The organism is Pseudomonas sp. B33.4, assembly GCF_034555375.1.
In the GTDB taxonomy this organism is placed as follows: Bacteria; Pseudomonadota; Gammaproteobacteria; order Pseudomonadales; family Pseudomonadaceae; genus Aquipseudomonas.
Window position 1 is genome coordinate 2,639,798 of sequence record NZ_CP140706.1, and the last position, 16,960, is coordinate 2,656,757.

The window sequence follows — 16,960 nt, forward strand, 5'->3', positions numbered from 1 at the left end:
GGTAAACGGGGACAGACCACGTTTAGAAAGCACTCTGAAAACGTGGTCTGTCCCCCGTTTTTCCCCTTTAGACACGATTGGTGCAATCGCTGGGGGCATAGGTGGGTTAGCGGTGGGGTTCAAAGACTGGATTACCAGTCCGATCCCGTCGCATACGCTGGAAAAACAGTTTGATAAAGTAGCGACCGCGTCCGCCCAAGAGTTGGGCGGTATGGCTTTCGATGCGGTCACCGGGCTTGTCACCGCCTATATTGGGGGCAGAGCCGTTGAATGGGTTGGTGAGAAGTGGGTTAGTGCAAAAGGCACCGCGGGAACCCCAGTAACGAAGGGGCCTTGCTGCTTTGCTGCGGGTACGAAAGTTTCTACACCGCAAGGCGACCGCGTTATTGAGTCGCTCAAGGTGGGAGATGTTGTCTGGAGCAAGCCTGAGAAAGGGGGCAAGCCGTTCGCTGCAGCCATTCTGGCAACGCATCAGCGCTCGGATCAGCCGATCTACCGCCTCAAGCTCAAAAGTGTTCGTGGCGCTGGCGCAGCGGAAGGCGAAACCCTGCTGGTTACGCCGAGCCACCCCTTCTATGTACCCGCCAAACGTGATTTCATTCCTGTCAAAGATCTGGAACCGGATGATCTGCTGCAGTCACTGGCTGATGGCGACACCGAAAACACCTCGTCCGAAGTCGAATCGCTAGAGCTGTACCTGCCCGAGGGCAAAACATACAATCTGACGGTCGATGTGGGCATACGTTCTACGTTGGCGAGCTCAAGACCTGGGTACACAACACTGGGCCTTGTGATTTGCCTCCGGATTATTTTGCGGGTGGTGCAAAAGTAAGTGCTGATTTCCCTGAGGGGTTGAGTTTTAATCCCAATATCAAGAGCCACCTCAGCAGTTTTGATGGCTTTACGCAGAAGAACGGGATTAGCGGCACCCATAACTTGGATGCTTTCAATCAGGCGGCGGCTACAAATGGGTTGAAGATACTCAGCGAAACACCAACTTCCGTCGCTGGAGTTACTACTGTCAGATATCAAATGCCTGCATATGATCGGGCCGGGAATATTGTTGGTTTCAAAGACAAGGTCTTCCCGAAAACTGTTTATGACCCGAAAATATTTGCCGATCAGAAAATACTTGATCTAGGGCAGCAGGCCGCAGCCAGTGGCTATAAGGAAGCGTTATCTAAAGGGTTGAGTCAATATGACTCTGTTGCAGGGCATGTCACCTTTAGGGTGTATTTAGATAAAACCACAGGAACGGTGACAAACTTCCACCCAAAGTAAAGGTGAGGTGCTTATGAAAGAATTGTTCGGTCAGCCATATGGCGAGTCAGATCCCTACTGGGCCGTTAAAGGGTATTTTGACAGAATGTATAATGATGGCTACTTCATTGAGGCGGTTGGCTATATCGTTAAGAGGTGGGGGTTCAGTACGGATGGGGCATACTGTAACTTCCCTGATGAAAATAGTCTGTTTGATGAGGAACACTTTGAGGGAGTTGAATTTGCTTACGGCTATCCGCCTATCGATGAATGCACAGTTGTCGTGAGTGAAGCTACTTGCTCAGAATACATTCGATTAGCTTGTGAGAAATATCTTAAACGCCACCCTGAAGATACCGCGAAAATAAAAGAACTTTTGGATAAGCTCTCTTTCTAGTTTTGCATAACAAATAGCCTAGGCCCTGCCGGGGCTATTTGATCAAAAAGCGACGAATAAATGGGGACAGACCACGTTTAGAAAGCACTCTGAAAGCGTGGTTTGTCCCCTTTTTACCCCTTTTTACCCAATGGTGATGCTTGGAAGATGGCAAATTCAGTTAAGGCTCTTGGTCGTAAAGAGACACGATCAGGAACCTACGATGCAAACTTAAATCGCATTGGAGATTGATATGAACGATAAAAAAACTCCCGACTGGGTTGGTCGGGGGAAAACCATTAAGCAACTTGTCGCTGAGTTGCAATCTTTCGAAAATCAAAATTTGTTGGTTGAAATATCAACTGATGATGGTGTAACCAAAAAGCCGATTAGCTTGGTTGTGAAGTCTGGTGATACCTGCGTATTAGTAAATTTCGAGCAGTAAAGGGGGGCAGATTTATTTGCCTAGTCCTTCTGGGAGAAAAAATAAGCTGTTCATTGGTCTTTGAATGACCGGTTGAGTCGGCTGACTGATTGTATGGTTTTGTCTAGAGTACAACAGTGTTTTCGCTCCTTTTGAGATTAAAAATTAACATTTCTCTCCCCAGAGAGGACTATTTTATGCGCTTCTTTGAAATGCCTTTCGCTTGGGTCGAGATAAATGGGGGCAGACCACGTTTAGAAAATATTCCGAAAATGTGGTCTGTCCCCTTTTTATCCGCGAAGAGTTCCAAAAGACCCATGGAATAGAACCCGCCAGGCAATTGGTGGAGCTAGAAGGTGCGGATCAACGTAGTGACATTCTGCTAGAGAAATATCAGACGGACTACGGTTCGATGACATACGCGGAGCGTGCTGAGCTGAATGCTTATCTGCAGGTGTATACCGCAGATATGTTGAACCAGCCGAACGTTACCAAGGAATCTGTCGAAGGCCTCGTTCTCAAACTGCTTAAAGAAGGTCCAGCTACCTCGGGTATCTATTTGTATGCAGGTACTACGGAAGCAAAAAATGCTGCCGCTGATGCGATGCGGGCGCAATTGGATGGCTGGTTTGATCAACTTGCCTGGATCAGGCCCAAAACTGAAAACGAACTGATTTACAGGGATGCGCAGGGCTATCTGCGGATCAACAACGAACAGCAGGGCCTATCGAATATTGGAGGCCCGGCACTTTACGGATTGACCGGCCCACTGGGTACCAGCATTCGTTTGGCGGCCGCGGCCGACGGCGTTCTACAGGTAGGCGCTGGAGCGCGACAGGCGCTTAATGGTGACCTTTGGAACGCAGCTGGAAACATCGTGGTCGGCGCACTGGCGATCGCTGGGGCGGGGATTCCGGATGTTCGGTTGCCGAAGGGTTCGGGTATTGTTGATCTCCCAGTGGTGAATCCTAAGCCGGGTAGTACACTTGCGAAAGAACTGGCTGTCCCGAACCTGACGAAACGCGGCACTCTGGTAAATGTTTTTCCAAATGATCCCGCAATTGCTCAGCGCCCAGTGAGAAATCTCGTTCAAGATTCATCGGGTCGATACTGGCTACAAACCCCAGGTGGAGGAAAAATAACACCGTCAGGCTCGTACGATTTTGTGACGATGCCGGATGGTAAGGTAAGGGTTAGCCGATCGAATATTAATGAGGATTTTTCTACACACCTTGGACTAAGTGGAGGTGGAGAGGTGAAGTATGCAGGATCTATTCGCTTTGGAAATAATGATGGCCCTGAAAGAGGGAAGATAAGTCAATGGTCTAATAGCTCGGGCCACTATAAGCCACCAGCTTTTTTGAGTGGAAATGCGGGTTTGCCTGAAGAGCTTTTCAACCCTAGGTAATAGCGTTATGGACAAGAGATTAAAGGCGCTGTGTGTGCAGCTTGGGAAGATGAGTTCTGAGTTGGCTACCGACTGGATGATTTCAACTTACCCAGTTGACGCTATGGAGTGGGGGGAGGCACTGTTACTCATACCCCATCGCACCTGGAAACGTTCTGACCAAAAGCGGTTGGCAAGATATTATTTTTGTAAGTTGCCATTTTCTGGGGGGAGAGGATATGAAGTCTTCGCTTCTATAATGCCGCTGCAGGTTTTAGTTGCCTGCATTTTAGAGCATCTACCTACAGAGTCATCAAGAATTGAACTGCTTTGCTATTATCTGGTTCCTGTTCTTGAGCGGTTTGCTAAAAATGAATCTGATCGTCAGATGATTGTTGAGTTTGTTACGAAGCTTCATGTGAAGGAATAAGAAAAGATGAATGGGGACAGACCCTGAGGGATCCCCACAAACTACTCCAGCACCTGCGCCTGTTGATGTACCTCGGCTCGCAAGGCGCGCTCAAGTCTCACCAAAGTTTTTCGAGAGTTTGAGCCGCGTCGGAATAAATGGGGACAGACCACGTTTAGAAAGCACTCTGAAAGCGTGGTTTGTCCCCTTTTTACCTTATTTGGCAGCAGATCAATTAAAAGAAATGGTTTGCCGTCAACCGATGCAGAACAACTGAAGTCGGTGCGTCCATGATAATTAGCAAGCCAAGATTAATAGTAAATCCATACGAGTGGTTGCCAGGGTATGGCGAGTGGGTAAAGGGGGACAGACCACGTTTAACGTAATTGACTGCAACAATAGGTAAAAATTTGCCGTCATTTGTGCTGTGCGGCCCGCTAAGCTTTCAGTTCGACCAATTGAAAGGATTCATCGATGCCGCGTAGACCCCGAGTTTTGATACCAGGCGTACCATTGCACTTGATTCAGCGAGGAAACAATAGATCTGTCTGTTTTTTTACCGAGGAAGATTACCTTTTTTATTTGGAGCTATTGGTCGAGCAGGCTTCTAAAAATGATTGTGATATTCATGCTTGGTGCTTAATGACTAATCACGTTCATTTGTTAGTCAGTCCTCATAATGCCAACAGCGCAAGCCTGCTGATGAAAGGTGTCGGGCAGCGATACGTCCAATATATAAATCGTACGTATAGTCGCAGCGGAAGTTTGTGGGAAGGCCGGTTTCGTTCATGCCTTGTTGAGAGTGAACGATATTTGTTGTGCTGTTATCGATACATCGAAATGAATCCCGTCAGAGCGAAAATGGTAAATCATCCGGCAGAATATCGCTGGTCAAGTTACCGTGTTAACGCACAATCAGAGCGATCACACACTGTTACTCCTCATGCTCAGTATTTGGCGCTTGGAGGGCAGGGCGGGCAGCCGGCAGATGCTTACCGCGAACTGTTCAAAAATGACTTAGAATCAGAATTGGTTGACCAGATTCGTGACGCGACCAATGGAAATAATGTTTTTGGCGGTTCAAAGTTTGCTGTTGATGTCGAGGCAATGATCGGTCGTCGCGTGCAGCGAGGGAGCCCGGGGCGGCCAAAAAAATCGACCATCTAGTGAAAACGTGGTCTGTCCCCATTTTTTCCATTTTTTCCCGGTCATAAATTGGCCGGAGGAAGTTCGGCTCAAGGGGTATCTGGATGTCTTGCACACTATGCAAGGCAACGGAATTGACGTTGTCAGGGCTAACGCAGCTGTGGCAACGGCTACGGGTGTCGGACTAGGGCTGGTACTGGGCGGTGGATTGAATGGTGGTGCAAAAGGCACCGCGGGAACCCCAGTAACGAAGGGGCCTTGCTGCTTTGCTGCGGGTACGAAAGTTTCTACACCGCAAGGCGACCGCGTTATTGAGTCGCTCAAGGTGGGAGATGTTGTCTGGAGCAAGCCTGAGAAAGGGGGCAAGCCGTTCGCTGCAGCCATTCTGGCAACGCATCAGCGCTCGGATCAGCCGATCTACCGCCTCAAGCTCAAAAGTGTTCGTGGCGCTGGCGCAGCGGAAGGCGAAACCCTGCTGGTTACGCCGAGCCACCCCTTCTATGTACCCGCCAAACGTGATTTCATTCCTGTCAAAGATCTGGAACCGGGTGATCTGCTGCAGTCACTGGCTGATGGCGACACCGAAAACACCTCGTCCGAAGTCGAATCGCTTGAGCTGTACCTGCCCGAGGGCAAAACATACAATCTGACGGTCGATGTGGGGCATACGTTCTACGTTGGCGAACTCAAGACTTGGGTACACAACACCGGGCCTTGTGATTTGCCTCCGGATTATTTTGCGGGTGGTGCAAAAGGGGCTGTAATCCCAAAAGGTTTTTCAAGTGCGGATGATTTCGTTCGCTTTGGCACAAATACGCGAGATGGTTTGGCACGTGCTGGCTATGAAAATGTAGAGCCAATTCTTCAAGGAAGTGCCGTAACAGGTAAAAGTTTTAAAACTGGGGAGGCATTTGACGTTGGCAGGGTGAGTGACTTCGATGTTGCGCTGGCAAGTCCAGAACTTTTGCAACGCGCTCAATCCTTAGGAATAGGTTTGAGGAGTGGCGGAACTCGTACGGGGCCGTTGAGTGCAAGAGACTTGCAAGCCCTTGGCCTGAAAGATTTGTCGAGTAAGATGAGCGCCCAAGCAGGACGCGAAGTTAATTTTATGATCTATGACTCTGCGGCAACAGCCGCAAGTCGTGCTCCGAGTGCGGTGTTACCGAAATGACTATTGTGTATGATCTCTATGGTGCGGAAAAATCATGTCTTCTGTCGGCGAGAAGTGATGTGGAAAGAGCGCTGGGAGAGATTTTTGAGGAAAGAGATAGCTCTTATCAAGGTGGTATTTACTATATGTGGGGTAGGAGTGATTCAGAGAATTTTGTTTTAAAATTGAATATTGATCCTTTGGACGGCGATCCAGCAGAGCAGAACTACGCTAGCTATAAAGTCTTGCTCTATGTAAACGCTACAAATCGTTCAGCTGATATAGAAAAAGTGATTAGCCAAGGTGGTGGCTTTAAGTTGCTGAGGCATGAGGTTTTTTAAAGAATACCAAGGCTAGTCGGTGCAAAAGGCGCAGGTACATCCTTAGAGCGAGGTCTTGCCTATGACAACCCATCAAACCTTGTCCAAAATCGTGTAAGTGAAATTCAGTCACAAATACCTGCGAACTCTCAAGGCCGAATAACTATGGGGGTTGCAGTAGTAGAGGATGCGAATGGTGTTCGCTCTGTTCTGGTCAGTACAAGTGAACCTCGTGGCTATCTTCGCCCTGGAGTGAGTTTGCAAGAAGGCGAGGGATAAATGGGGACAGACCACGTTTAGAAAGCACTCTGAAAACATGGTCTGTCCCCTTTCTTATTCGCATACCTATGAATATGGTCCAGGCTATGGCTCCAATGGTAAAGAGACGAGGATCAACAGTGATTAGTCTTCCAGAGTTGAATGAATTGCTTATTGCTCACAATTGCTTACATGCAATTAGTATTGAGTTGGATGTGGATGGGATGGCTTATGATTTGTCGCTATCGATTTCGGCCTCAGAGAAGATCGGGGCTGATGTCGTGCGTATCAAATTCATTGATGTTAGCCAGGTTACGTCCCGTGATTTTGGCGGCGGATTAACTCAGCTGATGCATATGAAGGTTAATAAGCTAGATTCTGGCTTTGACAGGATGCGTTATCAATTGAATGATCTTGAAGATAGAAAATTATCGTTTTATTTTTCATCGTTCTCGGTTGCTTAGGCGGTGCAAAAGAACTTGGGAAGGAGGATAAATGGGGACAGACCACGTTTAGAAAGCGCTCTGAAAACGTGGTCTGTCCCGAATGGCACTCTTAACATGTTTTGGGTGCCCGTTTTTTCTGACATCTGACCTTGCTGACGGACGTGGTTTGGTCAGCAAGGGGTAGGCTTGAGGTCTTCGTTTTATGGCTCGCGGCTCGATACGACCAGGCCGATTTCCGACGCGCCTCTGAGCAAGCAGCATCAATAAATTCGACAGGCCATCCTCGTCAGCGCCAGCCATAGCTGAAGGCTGTGTTTGAAGCTCAGTTCGCGAGGTAAACAGTCAGCTAACAGAGCCGATTGTGCCATCAGCATTCGGATCAGATTGTGAGCTAACAGATAGACCCATAACTCCTTTACTGCCATGCCTGGGGTTTTGCAGCTTAACTTGCCTAGTCCCAGCGTAGCTTTGAGATTGCGCAGATCCAGTTCAACATGCCATCGACCCTTGTACAGCGATTCCAGGGCTGTTTTAGGGGAGATAAATGGGGACAGACCACGTTTATAAAACATTCCGAAAACGTGGTCTGTCCCCTTTTTACTTTACAGTGCCAGTGGTGTCGTTACCATATTTACAGAGCGCCCTGCATGTAGTAGCTGTCTTGGTGTGGTTGGACAGTTCAAGAGTAGATATTCAAATATTAGAGTCGATGTATTAGATAATAAGGGAGTTGTCATTCGTCCTCTTAAGGTGGGTCAATAAAGTAGAACAGTATCGGGTTTCGTATCAGGATATAAAAAGCTGGGTCCTAGGTAACTTCTGGGATGGATGCAGAGACCATGGCCCAATGGCCAAGGCTCAGGATAAGAGTGTTTGGAAGTTAGAACAGATTGTATCGGATGTCTATGATGGCTATGCGGGTGGGGGTGGGGATAAATGGGGACAGACCACGTTTAGAAGGCACTCCAAAAACGTGGTCTGTCCCCTTTTTATTTAAAAGCGGAGAACTGTATCAGGTTAAAATTACCATTAAACCCGGTGTGGGGCTTCGTGAGGGGGACGTGGGTGATATGTGGGATGCAAAAAATGGGATTCGGTTGCCGGGAGGTGGTCATCAGGTTGATTTTATTGATAAGACTCCCCGAACTAATCCAGAGCTGTATGAGGTGCATTTTGACTCGGTAAGGTCACTCAAATGACAGCATTAATAAATAAGGTTGTTACCGTTTTAGAAATGGACGATGGGGTCGTTTTTGAGCGATTTGTTAGTTGGGATGGGGCTCGCACCAGTTTTGATGATGTCAGAAAATATATTCTCTATTCAGAAAAACATAGCGTAAGGGAAAAATGGGGACAGACCACGTTTAGAAAGCACTCTGAAAACGTGGTCTGTCCCCGTTTTCCATGTCCCCGTTTTCTCAGACAGCGGAATCGATCTGGAAGGCAGTGTCATCACCTTTAGACACGATTGGTGCAATCGCTGGGGGCGTAGGTGGGTTAGCGGTGGGGTTCAAAGACTGGATTACCAGTCCGATCCCGTCGCACACGCTGGAAAAACAGTTTGATAAAGTAGCGACCGCGTCCGCCCAAGAGTTGGGCGGTATTGCTTTCGATGCGGCCACCGGGCTTATCACCGCCTATATTGGGGGCAGAGCCGTTGAATCGTTTGGTGGGAAGTGGGTTAGTGCAAAAGGCATAACGGGAACTCCAGTAACGAAGGGGCCTTGCTGCTTTGCTGCGGGTACGAAAGTTTCTACACCGCAAGGCGACCGCGTTATTGAGTCGCTCAAGGTGGGAGATGTTGTCTGGAGCAAGCCTGAGAAAGGGGGCAAGCCGTTCGCTGCAGCCATTCTGGCAACGCATCAGCGCTCGGATCAGCCGATCTACCGCCTCAAGCTCAAAAGTGTTCGTGGCGCTGGCGCAGCGGAAGGCGAAACCCTGCTGGTTACGCCGAGCCACCCCTTCTATGTACCCGCCAAACGTGATTTCATTCCTGTCAAAGATCTGGAACCGGATGATCTGCTGCAGTCACTGGCTGATGGCGACACCGAAAACACCTCGTCCGAAGTCGAATCGCTAGAGCTGTACCTGCCCGAGGGCAAAACATACAATCTGACGGTCGATGTGGGCATACGTTCTACGTTGGCGAGCTCAAGACCTGGGTACACAACACTGGGCCTTGTGATTTGCCTCCGGATTATTTTGCGGGTGGTGCAAAAGTAAGTGCTGATTTCCCTGAGGGGTTGAGTTTTAATCCCAATATCAAGAGCCACCTCAGCAGTTTTGATGGCTTTACGCAGAAGAACGGGATTAGCGGCACCCATAACTTGGATGCTTTCAATCAGGCGGCGGCTACAAATGGGTTGAAGATACTCAGCGAAACACCAACTTCCGTCGCTGGAGTTACTACTGTCAGATATCAAATGCCTGCATATGATCGGGCCGGGAATATTGTTGGTTTCAAAGACAAGGTCTTCCCGAAAACTGTTTATGACCCGAAAATATTTGCCGATCAGAAAATACTTGATCTAGGGCAGCAGGCCGCAGCCAGTGGCTATAAGGAAGCGTTATCTAAAGGGTTGAGTCAATATGACTCTGTTGCAGGGCATGTCACCTTTAGGGTGTATTTAGATAAAACCACAGGAACGGTGACAAACTTCCACCCAAAGTAAAGGTGAGGTGCTTATGAAAGAATTGTTCGGTCAGCCATATGGCGAGTCAGATCCCTACTGGGCCGTTAAAGGGTATTTTGACAGAATGTATAATGATGGCTACTTCATTGAGGCGGTTGGCTATATCGTTAAGAGGTGGGGGTTCAGTACGGATGGGGCATACTGTAACTTCCCTGATGAAAATAGTCTGTTTGATGAGGAACACTTTGAGGGAGTTGAATTTGCTTATGGCTATCCGCCTATCGATGAATGCACAGTTGTCGTGAGTGAAGCTACTTGCTCAGAATACATTCGATTAGCTTGTGAGAAATATCTTAAACGCCACCCTGAAGATACCGCGAAAATAAAAGAACTTTTGGATAAGCTCTCTTTCTAGTTTTGCATAACAAATTGCCTAGGCCCTGCCGGGGCTATTTGATCAAAAAACGACGAGTAAATGGGGACAGACCACGTTTAGAAAGGAGTAAATGGGGACAGACCACGTTTAGAAAGCACTCTGAAAACGTGGTCTGGCCCCTTTTTACCCTCTGAAAGATGGCTTGAGTGTTATCGTGCAAGTTCCCGCGGGGCAACAAAGACACTTTCTTATAGTTGACGGTGTCAAGTCTGTTGGAGGCGTGAATTATTATATGGCGCGGGATTCATTAGCCGGCCCTAGAGGTGTCATGCAAGGACTGCTGGATGGTGCAATGTCAGGCGGTGTTAATGCAATTGTTATAGGAAAATAGTCATGGGTGCTGGCGACGTTATTGAGTTGGAAGGGCAGTTGGTCATTATTGATTTTAAGCTTTTCCTCGCGAATAAATGGGGACAGACCACGTTTAGAAAGCACTCTGAAAACGTGGTCTGTCCCCTTTTTACCTTTTTACCCCTATGAATATGGTCCAGGCTATGGCTCCAATGGGAAAGAGACGAGGGTCAACAGTGATTAGTCTTCCAGAGTTGAATGAATTGCTTATTGCTCACAATTGCTTACATGCAATTAGTATTGAGTTGGGGTAAAAGGGGGCAGACCACGTTTAACGTAATTGACTGCAACAATAGGTAAAAATTTGCCGTCATTTGTGCTGTGCGGCCCGCTAAGCTTTCAGTTCGACCAATTGAAAGGATTCATCGATGCCGCGTAGACCCCGAGTTTTGATACCAGGCGTACCATTGCACTTGATTCAGCGAGGAAACAATAGATCTGTCTGTTTTTTTACCGAGGAAGATTACCTTTTTTATTTGGAGCTTTTGGTCGAGCAGGCTTCTAAAAATGATTGTGATATTCATGCTTGGTGCTTAATGACCAATCACGTTCATTTGTTAGTCAGTCCTCATAATGCCAACAGCGCAAGCCTGCTGATGAAAGGTGTCGGGCAGCGATACGTCCAATATATAAATCGTACGTATAGTCGCAGCGGAAGTTTGTGGGAAGGCCGGTTTCGTTCATGCCTTGTTGAGAGTGAACGATATTTGTTGTGCTGTTATCGATACATCGAAATGAATCCCGTCAGAGCGAAAATGGTAAATCACCCGGCAGAATATCGCTGGTCAAGTTACCGTGTTAACGCACAATCAGAGCGATCACACACTGTTACTCCTCATGCTCAGTATTTGGCGCTTGGAGGGCAGGGCGGGCAGCCGGCAGATGCTTACCGCGAACTGTTCAAAAATGATTTAGAATCAGAATTGGTTGACCAGATTCGTGACGCGACCAATGGAAATAATGTTTTTGGCGGTTCAAAGTTTGCTGTTGATGTCGAGGCAATGATCGGTCGTCGCGTGCAGCGAGGGAGCCCGGGGCGGCCAAAAAAATCGACCATCTAGTGAAAACGTGGTCTGTCCCCATTTTTTTGTCCCCATTTTTTCCTGCGGAGAAAATATAACCGTTCACTACCAGTATAACTCCGTTACCGGTAAAGCATATGATATGAAAATTACCACCCCGCAGCAGCTGCCGCCTGCGCTGCAGCCTGGAAGAACTATTGAGTGATGCTGATATGATTGTTCGAGAAAATGGGCGGGAAAAGCCTGTGCAGGTGTTTGGAATTTACTGGATAGAGAACGAGCGCTTTTACTGGGTAATTCCCTATGATGGCTACGGTGGACTGATGGTACTCAGTGAAAAAGAGGTCAATATTATTGATTCTTCTTTGTCGAATGATCTTATTCTTTGCAAGGATGCGGATGGGGGGGACATGATTCTGCATTGGGCAGCGCAAGATTTGATTGAAGATCTCGTGGAGCGAGACCCACTAGCAATGGTTGAGTTCTTAGGGCGAATAAAAAATTAAGCAGATAAATGGGGACAGATAAATGGGGACAGACCACATTTAGAAAGCGCTCTGAAAACGGGGTCTGTCCCCTTTTTACCCCAGAGAGGACTATTTTATGCGCTTCTTTGAAATGCCTTTCGCTTGGGTCGAGCTTGGGGGTAAAGGGGGAGAGATCACGTTTAATGTAGTTGACTGCAATAATACGTAAAAATTTGCCGTCATTTGTGCTGTGCGGCCCGCTAAGCTTTCAGTTCGACCAATTGAAAGGATTCACCGATGCCGCGTGATGTAAATGGGGACAGACCACGTTTAGACAGAACTCCGAAAACGTGGTCTGTCCCCGTTTTTCCTCCTTATCCGCGCGACGTAATACCAGCCCTGCGCGGCGACAGCCTTCATCCACGGTCGCCGAAAACCCGCATCGGTGACCAGAATCGGGACGCAGTCATCTGGTAGCAATTCGGCCAGCGTTTTGAGTAGGCGGTTTTGATACTTGGGACAGCTCTCGTGCTCATGAACGCTTTCATAAACAGGAAATGAGCGCCCCGCCAGAGGGATCGATGCTCTTAGCAAAAAGGCTGTGCCTGAAGCGTCAATTCGAGACCAGTCGACCAGGATCAAAGGATGCTTCAACGAACCCAGCAATGCCCGAAGCATTACCCAATAGAACAATGGACGCTCTGATCTCAAGTGTTGATTTCCCAGCAACCGATCCACGCGCTTGATTGAATGCTTGGGGTAAGCGTGCCCCGTCATGAAGCGACCAAGAGCGGTCAGCGTCAGGCGACGTCCATGCAGTAACGAACTGACACAACTCATTACTGATGTCAGGCGGCGAGAATGGATAGAGGGCAGTGCTTGAGCGAGCGCTCTGTGTAAAAATCGGATGGCCTGCATGGGTTCGGTTTCTTGTATTTGTGTGGTGCAAACCAAGTTGCCGACTCATGCAGGTCTCTTCAATATTCCAACTTCTTGATTTTCTGTAAGAAAAATCGGGGATCCCTCAGGGACAGACCACATTTAGACAGGAGATAAATGGGGGCAGATTCGTTATTCAGGTCGCTAAATTGAGAGGTGTACGTGGCTATTTATATAGAGATGGACAAGGTTTTAGAGACTGAAGAGTATGTGGAATATACGTTTGGCCGGGGCGGCGATGTAGGTCTGATAAGGCTAGATAAAATAAAGGAAACTATAAGCGTCATAAAGGAATGCCCGTTGGATGTAAGCGGAAAATGGTCGGAAAGAGCGGGTGTGAAGCTCGCTCGGCTCTTCGTAAAAGGCGAGTATCCTGATAAGACCCAGTGGGCTTCTTGAGAATGGATAGAAGGAAAATGGGATAAATGGGTACAAGCCCTGGGGGACTCCCCGTACTAATGGAGTTTTATCCCGGTTTGTTGCGTCTCTGCTGATTAGCGGAATAAGATGATTGATGATTTTAAGCCAGCCACATAAGTCTGATTGAAGGTTACATGGAACAGGTAGGAATGGGGGCGGGGGATCATAATTATGTCATTATCAGCGATAATCATTTCATCAGAAAAGTTGACCACAGACGATTTTAAGGAAATCATCCTGGCACAGGGTGGGTTCGTGAGTTCCGGCATGCCTCATCGGGGCACCTTTGGTCAGGGCGATTCAAGCATCTGGTTGTCCTTGCATTCAAGAGATATTCTTGAAGAGTTTTATGATGCCGAAGATCTGCAGGAGTGGCAGGATGTTTTAGGAGACACTCCGCAGGTAATGATTGAGGTTGATCTGGATCATACTGAGCACGCCAAGTTGATGTATGTGGAGGTTTTTTTGAGCTTTGCGACGGCGTGCTCCTGTATATTAAATGACGTGGACGATGCTATTCTTTCGCGAAGCGCGGTTTATGCAAAATATAAAAACCTCTTAGGAGCGCCATAAGGAAAGTGTCGGATTGGAAGCGGAGGATAAGTGGGGTAGAACACTTTTAGAGAATATTCCGAAAGCGCGCCGTGTCCCCGCTACCCTTTATTGCATGTGGATTATAAATGACGAAGACTTTTTTTTATTATCAATCGCTTCCTGACTCGATGCCTGTAGAAGATGTGGCAAAGGAGCTACATGAACTGCTGATGGAGAAGTCTTTATCTGGAAAGTCAAAGCATGATTTTTTAGTGGCTTTGTTAGAGCTCAGTGATCGTCAGTGGCACACCTATGAACCGTTGTGCGAGCCACTAAAGACTCAAATTGAAAAAGTCTTGATCAGTGAGTGGGATGGGTTTGATTTCGAATTTGCTGAGGGATCGATCGTCGTTGCGGCAAACCTTGGGTTGGTTGGACTGTTTGACTTTATATCAAGCCAAAATATCAGTGAGCTGTCCTCAGAAGTAGCTATCGAGATCAAAGAGGCAATTACTGAGCTGGGTGATAATATCGCTGATCCGTACAGTGGTATGAAATAAATGCGGGTAGACCATGTTTAGCGAATATTTAGAAACGTCGGCTGACCCCGTTTTTCACCGTTTTCCAGGTCAACGTAGCCTCATCGGAGCCTGAGCCATTTGAAATTACACATTCATTTCCCTGACAACCTCATTTCCGATAATTTGCTCAGACAGCAACGGATTCCCTGCCTTTGCAAGGTTTCAACGCAGTTCGAAATTTCCTTCTCGGATACGGTCCCTGAGTCATCCGGGATCGTATCGGGCTGGAGTCGTGAGGAACTGGAACGACGGGCGGTCGCCGGGGCGGGTGGTCAATACACTCACTATGCCAATAGTCTGATTACGTTAAGTAAAATTAGCGAAGGCCTTTATCAAATCATTGATCTTGAAATGTTCTACCGAAGCTTTGGTTGGTGCGCTGTTTTCCGGGATGGACAATACGCACCCGCAGGAAATTTCTGGGACGATGAACCCGCGTAACACTAAAACGCCCCGAACTCTGCCGGGGCGTTTTCATTTACCGGGCCGAGCCAGTAAGCGGTTACCGAAACGCCGGCACCACATGCTTGATAAACAGCTCCAACGACTTCTTCTTCTCCTCATGCGGCAAGCTGTTGTCACACCAGAAACTGAACTCGTCCACCCCCAGTTCCTGGTAGTACTTGATCCGCGGAATGATCTCTTCCGGCGTCCCGATCATCGCCGTCTTGTGCAAACTCTCCAGCTCAAACTCCGGACGCCCGGCAAATTTCTCTTCCGGGCTTGGCGCGAGGAAGCCGTTGACCGGGGTTTGCTTGTTGCCGAACCACGCATCGAAGGTGCGATAGAAACGTGAGATGGCTTTCGCGCCGACTTTCCAGCCATCCGGGTTGTCAGCGGTGTGCACGTGGGTGTGACGCAGCACCATCAGTTGCGGGCGTGGCACGTCGGGGTTGTTGTCCAGCGCAGTCTGGAACTTGTTCTTCAGGTCGAGGACTTCTTCGTCGCCCTTCATCAGCGGCGTGACCATCACGTTGCAGCCGTTGGCCACGGCGAAGTTGTGCGAATCCGGGTCGCGGGCGGCGATCCACATCGGCGGGTTCGGCTGCTGGATCGGCTTCGGTACGCTGGTCGAGGTGGGGAATTTCCAGATGTCGCCGTCGTGGGCGTAGTCGCCTTGCCACAGGGCGCGGACCACCGGGACCATTTCCCGCAGTGCCTGACCGCCGGATGAGGCAGGCATACCGCCGGCCATGCGATCGAATTCAACCTGATAGGCGCCACGGGCCAGGCCGACTTCCATGCGGCCGTTGCTGATCACGTCGAGCAACGCGCATTCACCGGCAACCCGCAGCGGATGCCAGAACGGCGCGATGATGGTGCCGGCGCCGAGGTGGATGGTGGTGGTTTTGGCGGCGAGGTAGGCGAGCAATGGCATCGGGCTCGGCGAAATGGTGTATTCCATGGCGTGGTGTTCGCCGATCCATACGGTGCTGAAACCGCCGGTCTCGGCCATCAGGGTCAGTTCGGTGAGGTCTTCGAACAGTTGGCGGTGGCTGACGCTTTCGTCCCAGCGTTCCATGTGGATGAACAGGGAAAATTTCATGACGCTTCCTCGGATCTTTTGTTGTTGAGGCTACAAAACTTGTAGGAGTGAGCCTGCTCGCGATGGCGGTGTGTCAGAAAACATATCGACATCGGATAAATCGCTATCGCGAGCAGGCTCACTCCTACAGTTGAATTGTGCGGGGCTGACGATCAGGCCAGGACGGGCAGGGCGCCCATCTTGCCGTGGCAATACACCAGCGGCCCGGCGATTTGCTCGGGGACGATCAGGTTCTTCACCGCGCCGACCATGATGGCGTGGTCGCCACCTTCATATTCGCGCCACAGCTCACATTCGATGATAGCCGTCGCGTTGGCCAGGATCGGGTTACCCAGTTCGCTCAAGGTCCACTCGATGCCTTGGGCCTTGTCCTTGCCTTTGCGGGCGAAGGCGTAGGCCTCGCTCTGCTGACCGCCGGAGAGAACGTGAATGGCAAAGCGCTTGTTCTTGATCAGCACCGGATAGGAATCGGAACTGTAGTTGGGGCAGAACAGCACCAGCGCCGGGTCCATCGACAGCGAGCTGAAGGCGCTGGCAGTCAGGCCGACGATCTGACCGTCATCGTCCAGGGTGGTGATAACGGTTACGCCGGACGGGAACGAGCCCATGACTTGTTTGTAGATGGCGGCATCGATCATTGGTCGGTCCTCGGGTGTTGTGACGCTGTTTTTATGTGTTTGTTGGTCTGATGGTATACCAGTATTCAATCTTTGCAAGGGCTTTTAAGCTGAACCGATAAACGTGCCGCGTTCGTCGGAAACTCAGCATTTACGGGGCTTTCGGCTGGTCTGCAGGCCACGGTTTCAGCGAGGATGGCGTATCAGCTGGCGTCGTAAACTACGGATCAGTCTTGTG

23 protein-coding genes and 3 pseudogenes are annotated in these 16,960 nt (G+C 49.1%); 22 read left to right on the top strand and 4 right to left on the bottom strand.

What is annotated here, in order from left to right:
* Positions 1-112: 112 nt before the first annotated feature.
* From U6037_RS11675 to U6037_RS11725, 11 genes and pseudogenes are all read left to right on the top strand, one after another.
* The gene (locus U6037_RS11675) at positions 113-832 is read left to right on the top strand and encodes a Hint domain-containing protein (protein ID WP_322846854.1); all 720 of its coding nucleotides are present in this window, start codon (positions 113-115) and stop codon (positions 830-832) included.
* The gene (locus U6037_RS11680) at positions 796-1,281 is read left to right on the top strand and encodes a CdiA family toxin C-terminal domain-containing protein (protein WP_322846855.1); all 486 of its coding nucleotides are present in this window, start codon (positions 796-798) and stop codon (positions 1,279-1,281) included. Before U6037_RS11675 ends, U6037_RS11680 begins: the two co-directional genes overlap by 37 nt.
* Positions 1,282-1,294: 13 nt before the next feature.
* Positions 1,295-1,657, top strand: coding sequence for a ribonuclease toxin immunity protein CdiI (gene cdiI, locus U6037_RS11685; protein ID WP_258709672.1), 363 nt, complete (start codon positions 1,295-1,297; stop codon positions 1,655-1,657).
* A 129-nt stretch (positions 1,658-1,786) separates the two neighbouring features.
* Positions 1,787-1,888 (top strand): annotated as a pseudogene (locus U6037_RS11690) (toxin C-terminal domain-containing protein); the annotation flags it as partial.
* Between the two features lies 1 nt (position 1,889).
* Positions 1,890-2,081 carry a hypothetical protein gene (locus U6037_RS11695; RefSeq protein WP_322846856.1) on the top strand — a complete coding sequence of 64 codons (192 nt, stop codon included), beginning with the start codon at positions 1,890-1,892 and terminating at the stop codon, positions 2,079-2,081.
* Positions 2,082-2,283: 202 nt separating this feature from the next.
* A complete protein-coding gene (locus U6037_RS11700; protein WP_322846857.1) occupies positions 2,284-3,468 on the top strand; it encodes a hypothetical protein in 1,185 nt (394 codons plus the stop codon).
* Positions 3,469-3,475: 7 nt separating this feature from the next.
* The gene (locus U6037_RS11705) at positions 3,476-3,877 is read left to right on the top strand and encodes a hypothetical protein (RefSeq protein ID WP_322846858.1); all 402 of its coding nucleotides are present in this window, start codon (positions 3,476-3,478) and stop codon (positions 3,875-3,877) included.
* 453 nt (positions 3,878-4,330) lie between these two features.
* Positions 4,331-5,023, top strand: a complete 693-nt coding sequence (locus U6037_RS11710; protein ID WP_150751896.1) for a transposase — start codon at positions 4,331-4,333, stop codon at positions 5,021-5,023.
* Between the two features lie 97 nt (positions 5,024-5,120).
* A complete protein-coding gene (locus U6037_RS11715) occupies positions 5,121-6,173 on the top strand; it encodes a Hint domain-containing protein (protein ID WP_322846859.1) in 1,053 nt (350 codons plus the stop codon).
* Positions 6,170-6,493: a hypothetical protein gene (locus U6037_RS11720; RefSeq protein ID WP_322846860.1), complete on the top strand. Its 324-nt coding sequence runs from the start codon at positions 6,170-6,172 to the stop codon at positions 6,491-6,493. Before U6037_RS11715 ends, U6037_RS11720 begins: the two co-directional genes overlap by 4 nt.
* Positions 6,494-6,837: 344 nt before the next feature.
* Entirely contained in the window at positions 6,838-7,194 is a 357-nt protein-coding gene (locus U6037_RS11725) for a hypothetical protein (protein WP_322846861.1), read from the top strand.
* 48 nt (positions 7,195-7,242) lie between these two features.
* Here U6037_RS11725 and U6037_RS11730 read toward each other — a convergent pair.
* Positions 7,243-7,724 (bottom strand): annotated as a pseudogene (locus tag U6037_RS11730) (transposase); the annotation flags it as partial.
* Between the two features lie 79 nt (positions 7,725-7,803).
* Here U6037_RS11730 and U6037_RS29435 point away from each other — a divergent pair.
* From U6037_RS29435 to U6037_RS11760, 7 genes are all read left to right on the top strand, one after another.
* Positions 7,804-7,938 carry a deaminase domain-containing protein gene (locus U6037_RS29435; protein ID WP_416221720.1) on the top strand — a complete coding sequence of 45 codons (135 nt, stop codon included), beginning with the start codon at positions 7,804-7,806 and terminating at the stop codon, positions 7,936-7,938.
* A 137-nt stretch (positions 7,939-8,075) separates the two neighbouring features.
* Positions 8,076-8,375 (top strand): hypothetical protein, encoded by a 300-nt coding sequence (locus tag U6037_RS11735; protein ID WP_322846862.1) that lies wholly within the window; start codon positions 8,076-8,078, stop codon positions 8,373-8,375.
* Positions 8,376-8,679: 304 nt separating this feature from the next.
* Positions 8,680-9,399, top strand: a complete 720-nt coding sequence (locus U6037_RS11740) for a Hint domain-containing protein (protein WP_322846863.1) — start codon at positions 8,680-8,682, stop codon at positions 9,397-9,399.
* Positions 9,363-9,848, top strand: coding sequence for a CdiA family toxin C-terminal domain-containing protein (locus U6037_RS11745; protein WP_322846855.1), 486 nt, complete (start codon positions 9,363-9,365; stop codon positions 9,846-9,848). The genes U6037_RS11740 and U6037_RS11745 overlap by 37 nt, the downstream gene beginning before the upstream one ends.
* Positions 9,849-9,861: 13 nt before the next feature.
* Positions 9,862-10,224: a ribonuclease toxin immunity protein CdiI gene (gene cdiI / locus U6037_RS11750; RefSeq protein ID WP_258709672.1), complete on the top strand. Its 363-nt coding sequence runs from the start codon at positions 9,862-9,864 to the stop codon at positions 10,222-10,224.
* Positions 10,225-10,964: 740 nt separating this feature from the next.
* Entirely contained in the window at positions 10,965-11,657 is a 693-nt protein-coding gene (locus U6037_RS11755) for a transposase (protein ID WP_150751896.1), read from the top strand.
* Positions 11,658-11,815: 158 nt separating this feature from the next.
* Positions 11,816-12,124 carry a hypothetical protein gene (locus tag U6037_RS11760; RefSeq protein WP_322846864.1) on the top strand — a complete coding sequence of 103 codons (309 nt, stop codon included), beginning with the start codon at positions 11,816-11,818 and terminating at the stop codon, positions 12,122-12,124.
* 324 nt (positions 12,125-12,448) lie between these two features.
* Here U6037_RS11760 and U6037_RS11765 read toward each other — a convergent pair.
* Positions 12,449-13,003 (bottom strand): annotated as a pseudogene (locus U6037_RS11765) (IS4 family transposase); the annotation flags it as partial.
* A 183-nt stretch (positions 13,004-13,186) separates the two neighbouring features.
* Between U6037_RS11765 and U6037_RS11770 the strand changes: the two are divergent.
* The 4 genes from U6037_RS11770 (at position 13,187) to U6037_RS11785 (ending at position 15,000) form a co-directional block, all read left to right on the top strand.
* Positions 13,187-13,423, top strand: a complete 237-nt coding sequence (locus tag U6037_RS11770; protein WP_322846865.1) for a hypothetical protein — start codon at positions 13,187-13,189, stop codon at positions 13,421-13,423.
* Between the two features lie 192 nt (positions 13,424-13,615).
* A complete protein-coding gene (locus U6037_RS11775; protein WP_150751901.1) occupies positions 13,616-14,017 on the top strand; it encodes a hypothetical protein in 402 nt (133 codons plus the stop codon).
* 107 nt (positions 14,018-14,124) lie between these two features.
* A complete protein-coding gene (locus U6037_RS11780; RefSeq protein ID WP_322846866.1) occupies positions 14,125-14,538 on the top strand; it encodes a hypothetical protein in 414 nt (137 codons plus the stop codon).
* 99 nt (positions 14,539-14,637) lie between these two features.
* Positions 14,638-15,000: a hypothetical protein gene (locus tag U6037_RS11785; RefSeq protein ID WP_322846867.1), complete on the top strand. Its 363-nt coding sequence runs from the start codon at positions 14,638-14,640 to the stop codon at positions 14,998-15,000.
* Between the two features lie 61 nt (positions 15,001-15,061).
* Here U6037_RS11785 and U6037_RS11790 read toward each other — a convergent pair whose 3' ends face one another.
* Together U6037_RS11790 and U6037_RS11795 are read right to left on the bottom strand one after the other, a co-directional pair.
* Positions 15,062-16,105 (bottom strand): LLM class flavin-dependent oxidoreductase, encoded by a 1,044-nt coding sequence (locus U6037_RS11790; protein WP_322846868.1) that lies wholly within the window; start codon positions 16,103-16,105, stop codon positions 15,062-15,064.
* Positions 16,106-16,257: 152 nt separating this feature from the next.
* On the bottom strand, positions 16,258-16,743 hold the full coding sequence (locus U6037_RS11795) for a flavin reductase family protein (protein ID WP_016987069.1): 486 nt from the start codon (positions 16,741-16,743) through the stop codon (positions 16,258-16,260).
* Positions 16,744-16,960: the final 217 nt, after the last annotated feature.